This is a genomic window from Nocardiopsis sp. iso_237 (genome assembly GCF_056173345.1).
Genome location: NZ_CM149669.1, coordinates 1,001,004 through 1,019,821 on the forward strand (window position 1 = coordinate 1,001,004; position 18,818 = coordinate 1,019,821).

General features: G+C 71.3%; 15 protein-coding genes. 7 read left to right on the plus strand and 8 right to left on the minus strand.

Annotated elements, in window-relative coordinates; all coding sequences use genetic code 11:
- Window positions 1–73 precede the first annotated feature (73 nt).
- Entirely contained in the window at window positions 74–421 is a 348-nt protein-coding gene (locus tag AC0VYM_RS04690) for a TFIIB-type zinc ribbon-containing protein (RefSeq protein ID WP_475459345.1), read from the plus strand.
- Between the two features lie 17 nt (window positions 422–438).
- The gene (locus tag AC0VYM_RS04695) at window positions 439–1,092 is read left to right on the plus strand and encodes an AAA family ATPase (protein WP_475459347.1); all 654 of its coding nucleotides are present in this window, start codon (window positions 439–441) and stop codon (window positions 1,090–1,092) included.
- Window positions 1,093–1,391: 299 nt separating this feature from the next.
- Here AC0VYM_RS04695 and AC0VYM_RS04700 read toward each other — a convergent pair whose 3' ends face one another.
- The 5 genes from AC0VYM_RS04700 to AC0VYM_RS04720 all read right to left on the minus strand — a co-directional run bounded on the left by AC0VYM_RS04700 (window position 1,392) and on the right by AC0VYM_RS04720 (window position 8,406).
- The gene (locus AC0VYM_RS04700; protein ID WP_475462934.1) at window positions 1,392–2,633 is read right to left on the minus strand and encodes a chemotaxis protein CheA; all 1,242 of its coding nucleotides are present in this window, start codon (window positions 2,631–2,633) and stop codon (window positions 1,392–1,394) included.
- A 193-nt stretch (window positions 2,634–2,826) separates the two neighbouring features.
- Window positions 2,827–4,281, minus strand: coding sequence for a dicarboxylate/amino acid:cation symporter (locus tag AC0VYM_RS04705; protein ID WP_475459350.1), 1,455 nt, complete (start codon window positions 4,279–4,281; stop codon window positions 2,827–2,829).
- 436 nt (window positions 4,282–4,717) lie between these two features.
- Entirely contained in the window at window positions 4,718–6,481 is a 1,764-nt protein-coding gene (locus AC0VYM_RS04710; protein WP_475459352.1) for an acetyl/propionyl/methylcrotonyl-CoA carboxylase subunit alpha, read from the minus strand.
- A gap of 87 nt (window positions 6,482–6,568) precedes the next feature.
- The gene (locus AC0VYM_RS04715; RefSeq protein WP_475459354.1) at window positions 6,569–6,799 is read right to left on the minus strand and encodes an acyl-CoA carboxylase subunit epsilon; all 231 of its coding nucleotides are present in this window, start codon (window positions 6,797–6,799) and stop codon (window positions 6,569–6,571) included.
- Window positions 6,796–8,406 (minus strand): acyl-CoA carboxylase subunit beta, encoded by a 1,611-nt coding sequence (locus AC0VYM_RS04720; protein WP_475459357.1) that lies wholly within the window; start codon window positions 8,404–8,406, stop codon window positions 6,796–6,798. The genes AC0VYM_RS04715 and AC0VYM_RS04720 overlap by 4 nt, the downstream gene beginning before the upstream one ends.
- 337 nt (window positions 8,407–8,743) lie before the next feature.
- Here AC0VYM_RS04720 and AC0VYM_RS04725 point away from each other — a divergent pair, with 337 nt between their 5' ends.
- The 5 genes from AC0VYM_RS04725 to AC0VYM_RS04745 all read left to right on the plus strand — a co-directional run bounded on the left by AC0VYM_RS04725 (window position 8,744) and on the right by AC0VYM_RS04745 (window position 14,372).
- Complete coding sequence (locus AC0VYM_RS04725; protein WP_475462935.1) at window positions 8,744–11,305, plus strand: phosphoenolpyruvate carboxylase; 2,562 nt, start codon at window positions 8,744–8,746, stop codon at window positions 11,303–11,305.
- Window positions 11,306–11,321: 16 nt separating this feature from the next.
- A complete protein-coding gene (locus AC0VYM_RS04730) occupies window positions 11,322–12,092 on the plus strand; it encodes a biotin--[acetyl-CoA-carboxylase] ligase (RefSeq protein ID WP_475459360.1) in 771 nt (256 codons plus the stop codon).
- Between the two features lie 22 nt (window positions 12,093–12,114).
- On the plus strand, window positions 12,115–12,630 hold the full coding sequence (locus AC0VYM_RS04735) for a PH domain-containing protein (protein ID WP_475459363.1): 516 nt from the start codon (window positions 12,115–12,117) through the stop codon (window positions 12,628–12,630).
- Window positions 12,631–12,706: 76 nt separating this feature from the next.
- Window positions 12,707–13,714 carry an adenylate/guanylate cyclase domain-containing protein gene (locus AC0VYM_RS04740; RefSeq protein ID WP_475459365.1) on the plus strand — a complete coding sequence of 336 codons (1,008 nt, stop codon included), beginning with the start codon at window positions 12,707–12,709 and terminating at the stop codon, window positions 13,712–13,714.
- 31 nt (window positions 13,715–13,745) lie between these two features.
- The gene (locus AC0VYM_RS04745; RefSeq protein ID WP_475459368.1) at window positions 13,746–14,372 is read left to right on the plus strand and encodes an MBL fold metallo-hydrolase; all 627 of its coding nucleotides are present in this window, start codon (window positions 13,746–13,748) and stop codon (window positions 14,370–14,372) included.
- A gap of 81 nt (window positions 14,373–14,453) precedes the next feature.
- Here AC0VYM_RS04745 and AC0VYM_RS04750 read toward each other — a convergent pair whose 3' ends face one another.
- The 3 genes from AC0VYM_RS04750 to AC0VYM_RS04760 form a co-directional block, all read right to left on the minus strand.
- Window positions 14,454–15,590 carry a DNA alkylation repair protein gene (locus AC0VYM_RS04750; RefSeq protein ID WP_475459370.1) on the minus strand — a complete coding sequence of 379 codons (1,137 nt, stop codon included), beginning with the start codon at window positions 15,588–15,590 and terminating at the stop codon, window positions 14,454–14,456.
- 255 nt (window positions 15,591–15,845) lie between these two features.
- Window positions 15,846–16,649: a succinate dehydrogenase/fumarate reductase iron-sulfur subunit gene (locus AC0VYM_RS04755; RefSeq protein ID WP_475459372.1), complete on the minus strand. Its 804-nt coding sequence runs from the start codon at window positions 16,647–16,649 to the stop codon at window positions 15,846–15,848.
- A complete protein-coding gene (locus AC0VYM_RS04760) occupies window positions 16,646–18,808 on the minus strand; it encodes a fumarate reductase/succinate dehydrogenase flavoprotein subunit (protein WP_475459374.1) in 2,163 nt (720 codons plus the stop codon). The genes AC0VYM_RS04755 and AC0VYM_RS04760 overlap by 4 nt, the downstream gene beginning before the upstream one ends.
- Window positions 18,809–18,818 lie beyond the last annotated feature (10 nt).

An 18,818-nucleotide genomic window follows, 5' to 3' on the forward strand; every position in this document is an offset into this window, starting at 1 on the left:
GATCACGTGCAGGACACACGGCGGGCCCGGATTCCTTACATCCCCTTGACACCCCCGGGAGTACCTTTTCCGGGTGATCTGTCCGAAGTGCCAAAGCCAGATGCGTACCTACGACCGTCAGGGCGTCCACATCGACCGGTGCGACGGGTGCCAGGGAATCTTCCTGGACCGTGGCGAGCTGGAGCGCGTCGTCTCCGCCGAGCAGCGCCACTACGGTGCCGTCCCGCCCGACCCGCACTCCCCCCAGCCCTACCCGGGCCAGCGCCCCGGCCAGCGGCGCGGCTACCCCGACTCCCCGCGCGGCTACGGCGGCGGCTACGCGGACTCCCCGGCCGCCTACCGGGGCGGCGGCGGGTACAACGACTCCCCCCGCCCCTACCGCCGTCGCCGCAAGGGGTTCCTGGAACAGCTCTTCGACTAGCCGCAGAGGTGACGGCCGTGCACCCGCTGATCTGTACACACTGCGGGGAGTGGGACGGGGAACCCGACACGGGAGCGGGGGAGCACCTGCTCCGCTGCTCCTTCTGCGGTCTGACCCGTCCCTTCCTGAGGCTGCCGCTCCTGTGCGTCACGGGGCCCAGCGGCACGGGCAAGTCCACCGTGGCCCGGGAACTCCTGGCCCGTCTGTCCGAGCGGTTCGTCGTCCTCGAACAGGACCTGCTGTGGGTGGGCGGCCTGCGCGACCCCGCCGACGACCACCGCCTGTTCCGCTCGACCTGGCTGCGCACCGCCGCCATGGTCCAGCAGAGCGGGCGGCCCGTCGTGCTGTGCGGGACCGTGGCCCCGCCCGAACTCGAACACCTGCCCGAGCGCGCCCTCTTCTCGGGGGTCCACTACCTCGCGCTCACCTGCGACCCCCGGGCGCTCGCCGCGAGGCTGAGGGCCCGCCCGGACTGGCGCGGCTGGGACGAGGCCCGGATCGACGAGACCCTGGACCACCAGGACTGGCTGACGGAGGAGGCCGGAAGGCTGCGGCCGCCCGTCATGCTGCTCGACACCACCGAGTCCGCGCCCGTGGAGACCGCCGAGGCGGTCCGGCGCTGGGTGGAGGGCGTCCACCAGGACTCCCCGACACCCGTCGGCCGGGAGTAGGAACACGGGAGGGCCCCGGGAGAGTTCACCTCCCCCGGGGCCCTTCCGTGTGTGGCGCCCGACTAGGTCGTGTTTTTTGGATCATTCCGCGCTCGCGACCACCAGGCTGCCTCTCGCTGCGCCGATGAAGCTCGGACAGCCAAACCCGGGCGGGCCCCCGCTGTGCGACACTGCGGAGCTTGCGTAGCAGCGCACAGTAGGGGCAGCTTCACTCCACGGCTTGCGAGAGATTGCCTGGACGGCCGCTCGCATCGATGGCGGCTCCGCCGCCACCAGCGAAAGCATCCAAAAAACACTCCCTAGAAGTCGAAGCCGCCGAAGTCCCCGAAGTCGCCGCCGCCGTCGAAGTCGCCTCCGCCGCCGTCGCCCATGTCCCCTCCGGCGTCCATCATGCCGCCGCCCATCATCGACCCCATCATGGAGCCCATCATCATGCCGGTGAACATGCCCATCATCATGTTCATACCGAAGTAGCCGCCGGCGTAGGGCGAGTACGCGGGACCGGCGTCGTAGTACGGACGCCGTTCACCGTCCACCTCGACCATGCGCACGTCCGGCTGCCCGCCGGTGCGCACCGCCTGGGCACAGGCCGCGCACGCGGTGACCGACCGGGGGGAGCCCCCGGGCGGGGCCCAGGTGACGTCCTCGGTGGAGGGCCCGTGCTGCGGGTTGAAGAAGCAGGGGCCGCGCCGCGCGGGCACCGGGTCGCCGTTCATCCGGGCCCGGGTGGCGGACATGTAGTAGCGGCCGTCCTCCAGGGCGCTGGTCACCTGCCTGACCTGGTCGGGCTCCTGGATGGTGTCCAGCTGGGCCTTGGCCTGGTCGTAGGAGTCCATGGCCCGGGAGTAGTCCTCGCGGGTCGCGTCGTCCACCTGGGACAGGTCGATCTCCAGACGGGCGACGTCCTCACCGAGGCGGACGACGTCCTCGGTGGCCATCTGCTTGATCTCCTGGAGCTGCTTGGCCTTCTCGGCCTCGCGCTTCTTGCGGGCGTTGTACACGTACCAGCCGCCCGCGGCGGCCACGAGCACGAGGACGGTGAGCAGCACCAGTCCGGAGCCGCCGCCCCCGGCCGGGGCCTCGTCGGCGGTCTCGGTGGACTGGACGGCCTGCGGCAGCGCCACGAGGGCGTCCGTCGGGTTGGTGGGGCTCGCGGAGTGCGCGGCGTCCCGGACGGCGGTGGTGTCCTCCAGGTTGGGGGAGGTGACGAAGAAGTGTTCGCTCCCGCCGAGGACCCCGTACGCCCCGTCACCGACCTCGGCCATCACCGGTTCCATGATGGTGTTCACCCCGGCCTCGGAGGTGGTGACCTCACGCGGTAGGAGCACGTAGTAGACGGGGGTGTCCGCGTTCGCGACGGCCGCCTCCAGGGCCGCCTCGTCACCGCTCGGGAAGCCCTCGATCGACGGGTCGACGAAGACCCCGTCGTTCTCCAGCTCCGCGACGATGTCCTGCGTCTGCGGGGGTTCGGTCCCGGTGTCGGCGGTGGCGGATGCCGCCCCGGCCGTCACCATCGCCGCCGCGAGCCCGGCGGTCAGCACTGTGGGTGTTACCAAGCGGCGCAACATGTCGATCCTCTCGCCTCCCTCAACCACAGGACGAACAGGAGGCCGCCACAGTTCCCGCGACCGGCCGCCGACTCCGGATCCCCGCTGATCGCGGTGTGCGCCCCCCGGGGACACGACGAGGCCCGCCGGGCGGAATCCGGCGGGCCTCGTCGTCTGCTGCGGGGAGCTAGCTCCGTGCGGCCGACTCCGCGAGGTCGGCCTCCTCGGAGGCCTCGGCGGCGGCGCGTTCGGCCTCCGCCCGCTCGGCGGCGATCGCGTCACCCGTGGCGGTGCCGGGCTCGTCCTCGGGGACGAAGCCGGTGGTGCCGCGCGGGGCGTTGTAGCGGACCACGTCGAGGATGCCCTCGCGCTTGGCGACGATCGCGGGGATCAGCGCCTGACCGGCCACGTTGGTGGCGGTGCGGCCCATGTCCAGGATCGGGTCGACGGCCAGCAGCAGACCCACGCCCTCCAGGGGCAGACCCAGCGTGGACAGGGTCAGGGTCAGCATGACGGTCGCGCCGGTGGTGCCCGCCGTGGCGGCCGAGCCGATCACCGAGACGAACACGATCAGCAGGTAGTCGGTGACGCCGAGGCCGACGCCGAAGAACTGGGCGACGAAGATCGCGGAGATCGCCGGGTAGATCGCGGCGCAGCCGTCCATCTTCGTGGTGGCGCCGAACGGCACCGCGAAGGCCGAGTAGTGGCGCGGGACGCCGAAGTTCTGCTCGGCGACGCGCTGGGTGACGGGCAGGGTGCCGAGCGAGGAGCGCGACACGAAACCGAGCTGGACGGCGGGCCACACACCGGTGAAGTACTTGACCGGGGAGAGGCCGTTGAGGCGGGCGACCAGCGGGTAGACGACGAACAGCACCAGGGCCAGGCCGAGGTAGATCGCGACGGTGAACTGGCCGAGCGCGCCGATCGTGGTCCAGCCGTAGCTGTAGACGGCGTTGCCCAGCAGACCGACGGTGCCGATCGGGGCGAGGCGGATGACCCACCACAGGGCCTTGAGCACGACCTCCAGGGTGGAGGAGGTGAACGCGATGAAGGGCTCGGCGGGCTTGCCGACCTTCACGGCGGCGATGCCCAGGACCACGGCGATCACGATCAGCTGGAGCACGTTGAACGACAGCGACGTGCTCAGCGAGCCGTCGTCGGCGGCGGAGGTGCTCGCCGCCAGGCCCAGGAAGTTGGCCGGGACGATGCTCTCGATGAAGGCCAGCCAGGAACCCGTGGTGGAGGGCTCGGCGGCGGTGCCCGCGTCCACGGCGCTGTTCAGGCCGGGGCGCAGGGTCAGGCCGATCGCGATCGCGATGGCCACGGAGACCAGCGCGGTGATGGCGAACCAGAGCAGGGTCTTCCAGGCCAGGCGCGCGGCGTTGGCGACGTTGCGCAGGTTGGCGATGGAGGAGATGACGGCGAGGACGATCAGCGGCGGCACGATCGTGCGCAGCAGCGCCACGAAGGTCGAGCCGACGGTCTCCAGGGTGACGGCCAGCCAGTTCGGCTCACCGTCACCGACGGGACCGATCTGGAGGGCGACGACACCGAGCACGATGCCGAGGACGACACCGGCGAAGACCTGTGCGGCGAAGGGAAAACGCGGCTTACGTCTGGGAACTGTGGTCTGCTCAGACACGGAAGGATGACTCCAGGGATGGGTGGCCGGGCGCACACGTACGACGTCACGGGTCGGCGTGGCGGGCCGCGGGAGCTCGGCGCAGGGGATCGGTCGGGCATCACCGGGATGGGTGACCTGGGAAGGGTGAGCGGCGCGCTGCCCGGCGGAAGGCACGGGCGCGCGTGGACCTAGCTACACGCGTGGCTGCTGAAGCGGCACAGGTCGATGTGCCACCTTCGCGTCAGTCCCCAGATGTTCGTCACAGTCGAGAACACTAACCCGGATCACTTACCTTTTCCATACACAATCGGACGTTCTTCCCGAAGGTGCCGTCGGGAGCCCCTACTGGGCTGGATCTTCCCGGCGTCCTACGCGACGAGGATCACCCCCGGGAGACGCCGGAGGGGAGGCACCGGCGCGGTGCCTCCCCTCCACGGACCGGGGGCCCGGAGCCCTACGCGTCCTTGATCTCGCAGACCACGGCGCCGTTGCCCACGGTCTCGCCCGGGGTGACCTTGAGGCCGGTCACGACCCCGGCCCGGTGCGCGGTGAGCGGCTGCTCCATCTTCATGGCCTCGATGACCACCACGGTCTCGCCCTCGCCCACCTGCTGGCCCTCCTGGGCCACCAGCTTGACCACGGTGCCCTGCATCGGGGAGACGAGGGAGTCACCGCTGGCCACCGCCGCCGCGCCGCCCCTGCGGGCCGACCGCCTGCGCTTCCCGCCGTTGTCGGCCGCCGGGGCCGCCGCCGCGCCCAGCGACGCGGGCAGGACGACCTCCACGCGCCTGCCGCCGACCTCCACGGTCACGGTCTCCCGCTCGGGGGCCTCGGCGGTGCCGGGCTCGCCCGCCCAGGGTTCGATGGTGTTCTCGAACTCGGTCTCGATCCAGCGGGTGTACACCCCGAACGGCTGGTCGGGGTCGGCCGGGGCGAACGCCGGGTCCTCGACGACGGCCTGGTGGAACGGGATCACCGTGGGCATACCGCCCACCGCGAACTCGGCCAGGGCCCGCTTGGAGCGCTGGAGCGCCTCGGTGCGGGTGCGCCCCGTGACGATCAGCTTGGCGACCATCGAGTCGAAGGCCTGCGGGACGGTGAACCCGGCCTCGCAGCCGGTGTCCACCCGCACGCCGGGTCCGCCGGGCAGGTTCAGGGCGGTGATGGTGCCGGGGGCGGGCATGAATCCGCGCCCCGGGTCCTCGGCGTTGATCCGGAACTCGAAGGAGTGGCCGCGCACCTCGGGGTCGCCGTAGCCCAACTCCTCGCCGTCCGCGACGCGGAACATCTCGCGGACCAGGTCGATGCCGGTGACCTCCTCGGTGACCGGGTGTTCGACCTGCAGGCGGGTGTTGACCTCCAGGAACGAGATGGTCCCGTCCACCCCGACGAGGAACTCGCAGGTGCCCGCGCCCACGTAGCCCGCCTCGGCCAGGATGGCCTTGGAGGCGCTGTACAGGCGCTCCATCTGGTCGGGGGACAGGAACGGGGCGGGCGCCTCCTCCACCAGCTTCTGGTGACGGCGCTGGAGGGAGCAGTCACGGGTGGAGACCACCACGACGTTGCCGTGGGTGTCGGCCAGGCACTGCGTCTCCACGTGGCGCGGCTTGTCCAGGTAGCGCTCCACGAAGCACTCGCCGCGACCGAACGCGGTCACCGCCTCGCGCACCGCCGACTCGTAGGCGTCGGCCACCTCGTCCAGCGTGTACGCCACCTTCAGGCCGCGTCCGCCGCCGCCGAAGGCCGCCTTGATCGCGATCGGCAGGCCGTGCTCCCGGGCGAAGGCCACGACCTCCTCGGCGGACTCCACCGGGTCGGGGGTGCCCGCGACCAGCGGGGCGCCGACCTTCTGCGCGATGTGTCGGGCCTGGACCTTGTCGCCCAGGGCGGTGATCGCCGACGGGGGCGGGCCGATCCAGGTCAGCCCGGCGTCGATGACGGCCTGGGCGAAGTCGGCGTTCTCGGCCAGGAACCCGTAGCCGGGGTGGACGGCGTCCGCGCCGGAGGAGGCGGCCACCGCCAGGAGCTTGCCGATGTCGAGGTAGGAGTCGGCGGGGGTGGAGCCGCCCAGGCTGTGCGCCTCGTCGGAGACCTTGACGTGCAGGGCGTCGAGGTCGGGTTCGGCGTAGACCGCGACGCTGGCGATCCCGGCGTCGCGGCAGGCGCGGGCGATCCGCACGGCGATCTCGCCTCGGTTGGCGATCAGAACTTTACGCACGGTGGAAATCCTCCAGCTGGAGCACGGAGCGGGTCACACGCCGACCGCTCGACGAAGGGTCTGGGTATCGGGGGAGCACGTCAGGGGTCACCTGGTGCTCAGGCGCCAGGCGCCGGGGCCGGGGCGCGGCGGTGTGCGCATGCCCCGCGCGCGGTCCCGCCAGCCGGAGACGGGCCGCTCGGGCTCGGGGGCCCCGGCGGCGGCCCGGGCCGCCGCCGCGCGGGCGGTGAGCACGGCGGTCAGGACGGCGAGCTCCTCCTCGGTGGGCTCGCCCCTGACCACCACCAGGTGCGGGGACGGCTTCTCGGGCGCGCTCACAGCGGGATGTTCCCGTGCTTCTTGGGCGGGAGCTGCCTGCGCTTGTTGCGCAGCGCCCTCAGCGCCTTGGTGACCTGCACCCGGGTCTCCGAGGGCAGGATGACCCCGTCCACGTAGCCGCGCTCGGCCGCCGAGTACGGGTTCAGCAGGGTGTCCTCGTACTCCCCGACCAGGCGGGTCCGCTCGGCCTCGACGTCGTCGGAGGCGGCGAGGGTGCGCCGGTGCAGGATGTTGACCGCGCCCTGCGCGCCCATGACCGCGATCTGGGCGGTGGGCCAGGCCAGGTTGACGTCGGCGCCCAGGTGCTTGGAGCCCATGACGTCGTAGGCGCCGCCGAAGGCCTTCCGGGTGATCACCGTGATCAGCGGGACGGTGGCCTCGGCGTAGGCGTACAGCAGCTTGGCGCCCCGGCGGATGATGCCGTCCCACTCCTGGTCGGTGCCGGGCAGGAAGCCGGGCACGTCCACGAAGGTGAGGACGGGGACGTTGAACGCGTCGCAGGTGCGCACGAACCGCGCGGCCTTCTCGGAGGCGTCGATGTCCAGGCAGCCCGCGAAGCTCATGGGCTGGTTGGCGACGATGCCGACGGACTGGCCGTCGACCCGCCCGAAGCCCACCACGATGTTGGTGGCGAACTGGGCGTGTACCTCGAGGAACTCGCCGTCGTCCAGGACCGACTCGACGACCCGCTTCATGTCGTACGGCTGGTTGGCCGAGTCCGGGACGAAGGTGTCCAGGGCCAGGTCGGTGTCGGTGGTCTCGTCGCCCGGGTCGTCCTCGGGGGCCAGCCGGGGGGCCTCCTCCAGGTTGTTGTCGGGCAGGTGCGACAACAGGGACTTCACGTAGTCGATGGCGTCCTGCTCGTCGGCCCCCTGGTAGTGGGAGACCCCCGACTTGGTGGAGTGCGCGGTGGCGCCGCCCAGCTCCTCCATGGAGACGTCCTCGCCGGTGACGGTCTTGATGACGTCGGGTCCGGTGATGAACATCTGGGAGGTCTCGTCGACCATGACGACGAAGTCGGTGAGGGCGGGGGAGTAGACGTGCCCGCCGGCCGTGGCGCCCATGATCAGGGAGATCTGCGGGACGACGCCGGAGGCGTGGGTGTTGCGCTTGAAGATCTCGGCGTACAGGCCGAGCGCGACGACGCCCTCCTGGATGCGCGCGCCGCCGCCCTCGTTGATGCCCACGACGGGGCACCCGTTCGTGAGGGCGTGGTCGAGGACCTTGCAGATCTTCTCGCCGTAGACCTCGCCCAGTGATCCGCCGAAGACGGTGACGTCCTGGCTGAAGACGGCGACGGGGCGGCCGTCGACGGTTCCGTGGCCGGTGACCACACCGTCCCCGTAGGGGCGGTTGGCGTCGAGGCCGAAGTTGGTCGAGCGGTGCCGGGCCAGCGCGTCGAACTCGACGAACGAGCCCGGATCGACCAGTGCGTCGATCCGCTCGCGAGCGGTCATCTTGCCTTTGGCGTGCTGCTTCTCGACAGCCCGCTCGGAGCCGGCGTGCACGGCTTCGTACCTGCGTCGTCGCAGGTCCGCGAGCTTGCCCGCGGTCGTGTGGATGTCGATCTCAGCCGCGGACAGCGGTTCAGGGGCTTCTGTGGCCATAACAGCCCAGGTTAGCTCCGGGGGTCTGGTTCATCGTCACGCGGCCCGGGTTACTCGTCAGTAGGTCCGGCCTCCCGGGGCCCGAGTGTCGAGGCGCGGCCCCCGGGAATCGCGGTGTGTAAAGGATGCCCGAGAAAAGTGAGTAATTGTGAATTGCGCCCGTTTGTAGAACACCGGTTAACGCCTGGGCAAAACTGCGGGAAACCGCCCCCGCGCACATGCCGCCAGGCGTGATCTCTGTAGGGTCGGCCCTATGACAGCGGTTAGCGCAGAACGCGACAGTGCCCGCCAGGAAGTCCCCGAACAGCTCAGGAATGACGTCAAGCTGCTCGGTGAGATGCTCGGAACGGTTCTCGCCGAAAGCGGCGGCGCGGACCTGCTCGACGATGTCGAGAAACTCCGACACGCGGTGATCGGTGCCCGCGACGGCACCGTCACCACCGAGGAGATCACCCGCCTGGTCGCGGTCTGGCCCCTGGAACGCGCCAAGCAGGTCGCCCGCGCCTTCACGGTCTACTTCCACCTGGCCAACCTGGCCGAGGAACACCAGCGCATGCGCGCCCTGCGCGAACGCGACGACGCCCACAACCCGCCCCGCGAGTCCCTGGCCGCCGCCGTGCGCGCCGTCCGCGAGGGCGAGGGCGGCGAGGAGCGCCTCAACGCGCTGATCGAGGGCATGGAGTTCCACCCCGTCCTCACCGCCCACCCCACCGAGGCCCGGCGCCGCGCCGTCTCCACCTCCATCCTGCGCATCAGCGCCCAGCTGGAGGACCTGCACACCGCGCACGAGGGCAGCGGCGCCGCCGCCGAGGCGCACCGCCGCCTGCTGGAGGAGATCGACCTCCTCTGGCGCACCTCCCAGCTGCGCTACACGAAGCTGGACCCGCTCGACGAGGTGCGCACCGCCCTCGCCGCCTTCGACGAGACGATCTTCGCGATCGTGCCGGAGGTCTACCGGACCCTCGACACCGCCATCGACCCCGAGGGCACCGGCACCCGCCCGCCCCGCGCCACGCCCTTCGTGCGCTACGGCAGCTGGATCGGCGGGGACCGGGACGGCAACCCCTTCGTCACCCACGAGGTGACCCGCGAGGCGATGACCATCCAGTCCGAGCACATCCTGCGCGGCCTCGAAACGGCCTCCGGCCGGATCGCTCGGGCCCTCACCGTCTACTCCAACCTGACCCCGGCCAGCCCCGCGCTCCTGGACGCCCTCTCCGAGGCGAAGGCCGGACAGCCCGCGCTCATGGGCGAGATCACCCAGCGCTCACCCAACGAGCCCCACCGCCAGCTCCTGCTCCTGGCCACCGCCCGCCTGCGCGCCACCCGCGAACGCGACGCCGACCTCGCCTACACCGACGCCGAGGAGTTCCTCGCGGACCTGCGCCTGGTCCAGGAGTCCCTCGCCGCCGCCGGAGCGGTCCGCCAGGCCTACGGCGACCTCCAGCACCTCGTCTGGCAGGCCGAGACCTTCGGCTTCCACCTGGCCGAACTGGAGATCCGCCAGCACAGCGAGGTCCACGCGGCGGCCCTGGCCGAACTGGAGGCCGGAGGTCCCCTCTCGGAGCGCACCGAGGAGGTCCTGGACACCATCCGCACCGTCTCCTGGATCCAGGAGCGCTTCGGTGTGGAGGCCTGCCGCCGCTACATCGTCAGCTTCACCCGCTCCGCCGAGGACATCGAGGCCGTCCACAAGCTGGCCACCTACGCCCTGCCGCCCAAGCGCGTGCCGGTCCTGGACGTCATCCCGCTCTTCGAGACCGGCGCCGACCTGGAGGCCTCGCCCCGGGTCCTGGCCGGGATGCTCGACCTCCCGCCGGTCCGCCGGCGCCTGGCCGACAACGACCGGCGCCTGGAGGTGATGCTCGGCTACAGCGACTCCGCCAAGGACGTGGGGCCGGTCAGCGCGACCCTGCGCCTCTACGACGCCCAGGCCCGGTTGTCCGCGTGGGCCCGCGAGCACGACGTGCGCCTGACCCTCTTCCACGGCCGCGGCGGTTCCCTGGGCCGTGGCGGCGGTCCGGCCAGCCGCGCCCTGCTCGCCCAGGCGCCGGGCTCGGTCGACGGGCGGTTCAAGGTCACCGAGCAGGGCGAGGTCATCTTCGCCCGCTACGGACAGGCCGCGATCGGCCGCCGCCACATCGAACAGGTCGGCCACGCCGTCCTGATGGCCTCCACCGACGCCGTCCAGGAGCACGAGCGCGCCGCTGCCGAGCGCTACCGGCGCCACGCCGACACCATCGCGGAGGCCGCCCAGGAGGCGTACCTGTCGCTCATCAACACCGACGACTTCGCGGTGTGGTTCTCCCAGGTGAGCCCGTTGGAGGAGCTCGGCGAGCTCCGCCTGGGCTCGCGTCCCTCCCGGCGCGGCGCCGCCCGGGGCCTGGGCGACCTGCGGGCGATCCCGTGGGTGTTCGCGTGGACCCAGACACGCGTGAACCTGCCCGGCTGGTTCGGCCTCGGTACGGGCCTGGCCGCCGTGGCCGACCTGCCCGTCCTCCAGGCCGCCTACCGCGAGTGGCCGCTGTTCGCGTCGCTGCTGGACAACGCCGAGATGAGCCTGGCCAAGACCGACCGCACCATCGCGGAGCGCTACCTCGCCCTGGGCGACCGGCCCGAACTCAGCGAGACGGTCCTGCGCGAGTACGACCTGACCCGCGAGCTCGTCCTCAGGGTGACCGGCCACAGCCGCCTGCTGGAGAACCGCGCGGTCCTGTCCCGCGCCGTGGACCTGCGCAACCCGTACGTGGACGCGCTCAGCCACCTCCAGCTCCGGGCCCTGGAGGCGCTGCGCGGCGAGGAGGCCGAGTCCCTCTCCGAAGAGGACAGCGAGCACCTGGAACGGCTGCTCCTGCTCTCCGTCAACGGTGTCGCCGCCGGTCTCCAGAACACCGGCTGACTGCTGTAATGGACGGATGAACGAGATCCCTCCCCTGGACCGGGCCGCGATCACCTCGGCGGTGATCCGGCCCGGCGGGCTCTGGCGACGGGTCGAGGTGGTCCCCGAGGCCGGATCCACCAACACCGAACTGGTCGCGAGGTCCAAGGAAGGCGCCCCCGAGGGGACCGTGCTGGTCACCGAGCACCAGACCGCCGGGAAGGGAAGGCTCGGGCGCGGGTTCACGACACCGCCGCGGGTCGCGCTCACCTTCTCGCTGCTGGTCCGTCCCGGGGTGCCTTCGGAGGAGCTCGGCTGGGTGTCCCCGCTGATGGGACTGGCGGCCGTCGCCGCCGTCCGCAGGACGACCGGCCTGGAGACACGGCTGAAGTGGCCCAACGACCTGCTCCTGGGGGAGCGGAAGCTCGCCGGGATCCTGGCCGAGGCCGACTTCTCCGACCCCGGCCGCCCCGGAATCGTGGTCGGCATGGGGCTGAACGTCTCCCAGACGCGCGACGAACTCCCGGTGGAGACCGCCACCTCCCTGCGCGCCGAGGGCGCCGACACCCTCCGGGAGACCCTCCTCGTGGCCGTCCTGGAGGAGTTCGAGCGGCGCTACTCCGCCTGGGAACCGGCCGACGAGTACCGGGACGTGTGCGTGACCATCGGCCGCCGGGTCCGCGTCCACCTGCCGGGGGACACCTACCTCGACGGCACCGCGACCGGCGTCGACGACCAGGCGCGACTCCTCGTGGAGGGGCGGGCGCTCAGCGCCGGGGACGTCGTGCACGTCCGGCCGGGCCAGTGAATCGTGTGCCATCATCACCTTTATGGCTATCGCGGACCGCTATCTCTCCGACGACGAGGAACTCGTCCACGTCGCACGGCAGCACTGGACCCTCCTCGCCGGGGAGTTCGTCGCGCTGATCCTCATCATCGGTGTCGTCGGCACCGCCCTCTTCTTCATCCCCTGGTCCGAGGACTGGAGCCTGATCGCCGCGGGCGTCGTGGTGGCGGTCGGGGTCGTCGCCGCCCTGGCCTTCTGGTTCGTCCCCATGCTCAAGTGGGCGACCACGGTCTACATCCTCACCAACCGGCGGCTGATGATGCGTGACGGCATCATCTCCAAACAGGGCCGGGACATGCCGCTCACCAGGGTCAACGATGTCTCCTTCAACATCAGCCTCTGGGAACGGATCATGCGGTACGGAACGTTGTCCATCCAGTCGGCGTCCGAGCAGGAGGGCATGGTCCTCCAGCGCGTGCCCAGACCCCAGTGGTTCCAGTCGGAGATCTACCGCCAGGTCAACGCGGCCCAGCGGCCCGAGTACCCGTCGGGAACCTGACCCCGGCGCACCATCGGCGTAAGCTGGAGGTGCATCCCACACCGCCCCCGTGCGGTAAGGCCGTGAAAGAGAACGTATGCCGTCGCGTCCTGACCCGAAAGCGATCGAGTCCGTCCTGCTCGGTGGTGAAGCGGTCTACACCAGGGAACAGGCGGTCGAGCTCGCCGAAGCCGACCCCGAACTGGCCGGACGAGTCTGGCGCGCCCTGGGCTTTCCCACCCTGGGCGACGACTCGGTGATCTTCGCCGAGAGCGACGTCGAGGCGCTGCGCATCACCAACTCCCTCCTCAAGGAGGGGCTCCTCGACGAGGAGGGCGTGGTCCGCTTCGCCCGCGCCATGGGCCAGACCATGGCCAGACTCGCGGACTGGCAGACCAGCATCCTGAGCACCCTCATCTTCCAGAACGAGGACTCCGCCAGCCCCCTGATGAACCAGGTCAAGGAGCTCCTGCCCGACGTGGAGCGCCTCCTGCTGCACATCTGGCGCCGCCAGCTCGCCGCCTCCACGGCGCGCACCCTCGCGGTGATGTCCAACAACAACGACATCGTGCCGAACTACTACCCGCTGATCGTCGGCTTCGCGGACCTGGTCTCCTTCACCACCCTGAGCCGCGAGCTCGACGAGGTCGAACTCGCGGGCGTCGTGGAGGGCTTCGAGGCCACCGCCGCCGACATCGTCGCCTCCGGCGGCGGACGCGTGGTCAAGACCCTGGGTGACGAGGTCCTCTACGTCGCGGACTCGCCCCTCCAGGCCGCGGACATCGCCCTGCGCCTGGCCTCCGGGGTGAAGACCCACGTGGAGGTCCCCGACGTCCGGGTCGGCGTGGCCTACGGCCCGGTCCTCACCCTGCACGGGGACGTCTTCGGCACCACCGTCAACCGCTCCAGCAGACTCACCTCCTTCGCGCGGCCCGGCACGGTCCTCATCGACGAGGCCCTGGCCGAGAGCCTCAGCGACGAGGAGGGCCTCCAGGTGGTGCAGGTCCGGGCCCGACACGCCCACGGTCTGGGCCTCATCCAGCCCTACGCGCTACGCCGGGACTTCGACGCGCAACCGCATGTGCCGACGCCCCCGGAGGGATAGGCTCGAAGCCCCAACGTGAGGCGGTGAGAGTGTGACCCCCATCCAGCAGCTGCGTACCTCGGGTGTCTTCAGCGTCGAGGGCGCCGAGTCCGACATCGAGAACAACGTGTGGATCGTCGGCAACGACGAGAGCGCTGTGGTGATCGACGCCGCCCACGACCACGAGCGCATCGCCCGCGGCCTGGGCGACCGTGAACTCATGGCCATCGTGTGCACCCACGGCCACCCGGACCACATCAACGCCGCCGTCGCCCTCGCCGACCTCACGGACTGCCCGATCCTCCTCCACCCGGACGACTCCGAGCTGTGGTACCAGGTCCACCCCTACCGTGAACCGGACGCCCCGCTCCTGCACGGCGAGGTCCTGCGCGCCGGAGACGTGGAGCTCAACGTGCTCCACACCCCGGGCCACACCCCCGGCGGCGTCTCGTTCCACTCCCCGGAACTCGGCGTGGTCTTCAGCGGAGACACGCTCTTCCCCGACGGCCCCGGAGCCACCGGGCAGCCCTCCTCGGACTTCCCGACGATCATCGCGTCCATCCGCGACCAGCTGATCACCCTCCCGGGCGACACCATCGTCCACCCGGGCCACGGCGAGTCCACCACCATCGCGGAGGCCGCCAACCACCTCGAAGAGTGGTCCACCCGGGGCTTCTGACGCCTCGGGGCGGCGCCCCGCGCGGTCGGCCACACCCCCTCAGACCCCGGGGGGCCGGAGGCGCGCCGGTTCCCGCCCTCGTCAGGGGGTGCGGGTCAGCATCAGCCCGAACCCGGCCTCCGCCTTCACCAGCCCGTTCACCTGGACCTCCACCAGGTGCTCCCCCGGGTAGTAGGTCCGGGTCGTGACGGGCCGCACCGGGTGCCTCCTCTCCAGGGTCCTCCGCTCCCCGGCGCCCAGCTCCAATGTCGTCCACTTGAACACCTTGGGGCTGCGTCCCCCGTTCGCACGCACGTGGTGAACCACGTAGTCGACGATCACCGTGTGCGGCCGGTCGTCCCCGTTCACCAGGTCGACCCGCACCGACAGCGCCCCGCCCAGCTCCAGCACCTGCGGGCTCAGGGTCAGGCCCTCCGCGGTCACCCGCTCACCGCCCGTGGCCCCGAGCAGCGCCAGTGCCCTCTGGTCGCCCTTCTTCACCAGGGTGCGCAGGGCGTGCCGGACGGTCCACGCCGTCTCCGGGGTCGGGCTCTCCCGGGTCCACCGCTCCGCCACGTCCAGCACCAGCCCGGGGTGTTCCCTCGACACGTCGTTCAGGTTGTTGGCGACCGAGGTGCGCACGAACTTCGACGGGTCCGACCTCAGCGCCTCCAGGACCTCCAGCACGGGGGCCGGGTCCTCGACGAACCTCGTCAACCTGCGTGCCCACGGCAGTCGCGGTCGGATGCCCTCACTGGCGAACCGGCGCACGTTGGGGTCGGGGTCGAGGGCACAGGTCCGCATCAGCTCCATCGTGGTCTCGTAGTGCCGCAGCACGAACGGACGCACGGCGAACTCACTCGTGTGGCGTTTGGTGATCTCCAGCAGGGCGGGCAGCGAGACCTCCGGGTGGTCCAGCCCGTACTCCTCCACGAACCGGGCCACGGCCATCAGGTGGAAGCCCTCGTTGAACATGCCCTCGCCCTCACCGAGGGCGTCGTCCCCCAGCGAGGCCACCAGCACGCCGACGGCGTCGGGGACGTGCTCCGGCAGGCGGTCGCGCAGGCCCCTCGCCATCACCAGGACCCGTTCCTTGAGCTCCAGCGGCCCGACCAGCCCCTCGACCTCCGCCACGTACCCGTCGACGTCGAAGCCCGCGTACACCCGGTGGACCGACTCCCCGAGGACGCGTGCGCTGACCCCGTCGAAGTGGTCCTTGAGGCTGTACTCCCCGGCCATGGCACGTCCCCCGCCCGTACCCCGATCCGGTCGTCGCCCGCCCAGCCGGGGCTCGGGGAGAGGCGACACCGGTGTCGGAACGGTCAAGCTATACCGTGGTCCGACCGAAGTCGAGAACGATCCCCGAGGACCGACAGCCCCGGAACCCGCGTCCGTGACCGCGCGGCGGAAGGGGCCGGGCGGCGGGGACGCCCACCGCCCGACACTCCTTCCGGCCCCTCCTCCCACCGGGCTCCGCCGACCCCGTTCCTCCGCCTACTCCGCCGTTCCCCGGCCCTCCTCCGGGCGTCGGACGTTCGGGGCGATCGGGGTGTCCTTCGGCCGTCTGCCGATCTTCGACCCCAGCCACACCAGCGGGTCGTACTTGCGGTCCACCACGCGCTCCTTCAACGGGATCAGGGCGTTGTCCGTGATGTGGATCCCCTCGGGGCACACCTCCGTGCAGCACTTGGTGATGTTGCAGTAGCCGAGCCCGAACTCCTCCTGGGCCGTCCGGCGCCGGTCCGCCGTGTCCTCCGGGTGCATCTCCAACTCGGCGACCCGCATCAGGAAGCGCGGCCCCGAGAAGTGCTCCTTGTTCTCCTCGTGGTCACGGACCACGTGGCACACGTTGTTGCACAGGAAGCACTCGATGCACTTGCGGAACTCCTGCGAACGTTCCACGTCCGACTGCCGCATCCGGAAGTCGCCCGGCTCCGTCCCGGGGGCGGGGGTGAACGACGGGATCTCCCGGGCCTTGGCGTAGTTGAAGGAGACGTCGCACACCAGGTCACGGACCACGGGAAAGGTGCGCATCGGGGTCACCGTGACGACCTCGTCGTCCTCGAACACGCTCATCCTGGTCATGCAGGACAGGCGGGGCCGACCGTTGATCTCCACCGAACAGGAGCCGCACTTGCCCGCCTTGCAGTTCCACCGCACCGCCATGTCCGGGGTCTGGGTGGCCTGGAGCCGGTGCAGCACGTCGAGGACGACCTCGCCCTCGTTCACCTCCAACCGGTACTCGGTCAGCTCCCCGTCCGGTCCGCCGCGCCACACCCGGAACGTCCGCTCGCTCATGACGTGCCCTCCTCGCTCGCCCCTGCTCCGTCGCCACCGCCCGTGCCGTCCGCCCCGTGAGTCCCGCCGGGATCTCCGGCACCCGCCCGGTCCTGCTCCTCGTCGGGCAGCTCCTCCTTGGTCAGGTACTTGGCCAGCTCGTCCCGGTCGAAGAGGGCGAGCAGCTCACCGGGGATGTCCGCGACGGGGGTCCGCTCCAGCTCCACCCGCCCGTCGACCGCGCGCACGGACAGGTTCACCCGGCGCCACTCGGGCGACATCTCCGGACAGTCGTCCCGTGTGTGCCCGCCGCGCGACTCCGTGCGCTCCAGCGCGGCCCGCGCCACCGCCTCGGACACCAGGAGCATGTTGGGCAGGGCCAGCGCCAGGTGCCAGCCGGGGTTGTACACCCGGTCTCCCGGGGCGCTGAGCACGTCCACCCGCCCGGCCAGCCCGGCCAGCCGCTCCAGGGCCCGTTCCACCTCCGGGCCCTTGCGGATGATCCCGACCAGGTCGTTCATGGTGTCCTGGAGCTCGGAGTGGATGGCGTACGGGTTCTCCCCGGCCCCCTGCTTGAGCGGTGCCAGCGACGAGGCGACCGCCTCCGCCGTCGCCCGCTCCAGCGCGCCCTTCCTCCGGGCGCGGTCCTCGTGGCCCGCCTCCAGCGCGTCCACGTACGCCGCGGCGCCCAGTCCCGCCCGCCGCCCGAACACCAACAGGTCGGACAGCGAGTTCCCGCCCAGCCGGTTGGAGCCGTGCATCCCGCCCGCCACCTCCCCGGCGGCGAACAGTCCGGGCACGTCCGACGCGGCGGTGTCGGCGTCCACCCGCACCCCGCCCATCACGTAGTGGCAGGTGGGCCCCACCTCCATCGGCTCGGCCGTGATGTCCACGTCCGCCAGCTCCTTGAACTGGTGGTGCATGGACGGCAGGCGCCGCCGGATCTCCTCGGCGGGCAGCCGCGAGGACACGTCCAGGAACACGCCCCCGTGCGGGGAGCCCCGTCCGGCCTTGACCTCGCTGTTGATCGCCCGGGCCACCTCGTCCCGGGGCAGCAGCTCCGGCGGCCTGCGGTGGTGCGCCGGGTCGTCGTACCAGCCGTCCGCCTCCTCCTCGGTCTCCGCGTACTGCGACCGGAAGACGTCGGGCACGTAGTCGAACATGAACCGCTCGCCCCGGGAGTTGCGCAGCACGCCGCCGTCACCCCGCACGGACTCGGTGACGAGGATGCCCTTGACCGACGGCGGCCAGACCATGCCGGTGGGGTGGAACTGGACGAACTCCATGTTGATCAGCGAGGCTCCCGCGCGCAGGGCCAGGGCGTGCCCGTCGCCGGTGTACTCCCAGGAGTTGGACGTGGTGCGGAAGGCCTTGCCGATGCCGCCCGTGGCGAGGATGACGGTGGGGGCCTCGAACAGCACGAACCCGCCGTCCACCCGGCGGTAGCCGAAGGCGCCGACGATCCGTCCGTCGTCCCCTCCCTCCCTGATCAGACTGGTCACGGCGGTCTCGGCGAACACCGTCAGCCGCTCGTCCGGATCACCGAACTCCGCCGCGTCCGCCTGCTGGAGGGTCACGATCCGCTGCTGGAGCGTGCGGATGAGCTCCAGCCCGGTGCGGTCGCCCACGTGCGCCAGGCGGGGGTACTCGTGCCCGCCGAAGTTGCGCTGGCTGATCCGACCGTCCTCGGTGCGGTCGAACAGCGCGCCCCAGTACTCCAGTTCCAGGATGCGTTCGGGGGCCTCCCTGGCGTGGAGTTCCGCCATGCGCGGGTCGTTGAGGAACTTGCCGCCGCGCAGGGTGTCGCGGAAGTGCACCTTCCAGCTGTCGGCCGCGTTGGTGTTGCCCAGGGCGGCCGCTGCGCCGCCCTCGGCCATCACCGTGTGGGCCTTCCCGAAGAGCGACTTCGACACGATCGCGGTGCGTTTTCCCTGTTCCCGGGCGGCGATCGCGGCGCGGAGCCCGGCGCCGCCCGCGCCGATCACCACGACGTCGTAGCGGTGCCGGGTGATCCCGTCCCCCTCACCGCGACGTGACCGCGGCGAGGGCTCGTCGGCGGAGGTGGTTCCGGAGGGTGGTGTGCGTCCCGCGGCCGTGGCCGGTGACGGTGACCCGGGTGAGGTCGGGGAGATCCTGGACGTCGGGGAGAGCCTGGAGGAAAGGCCGGGCGTGGGGGGCATGGGGCGCGTG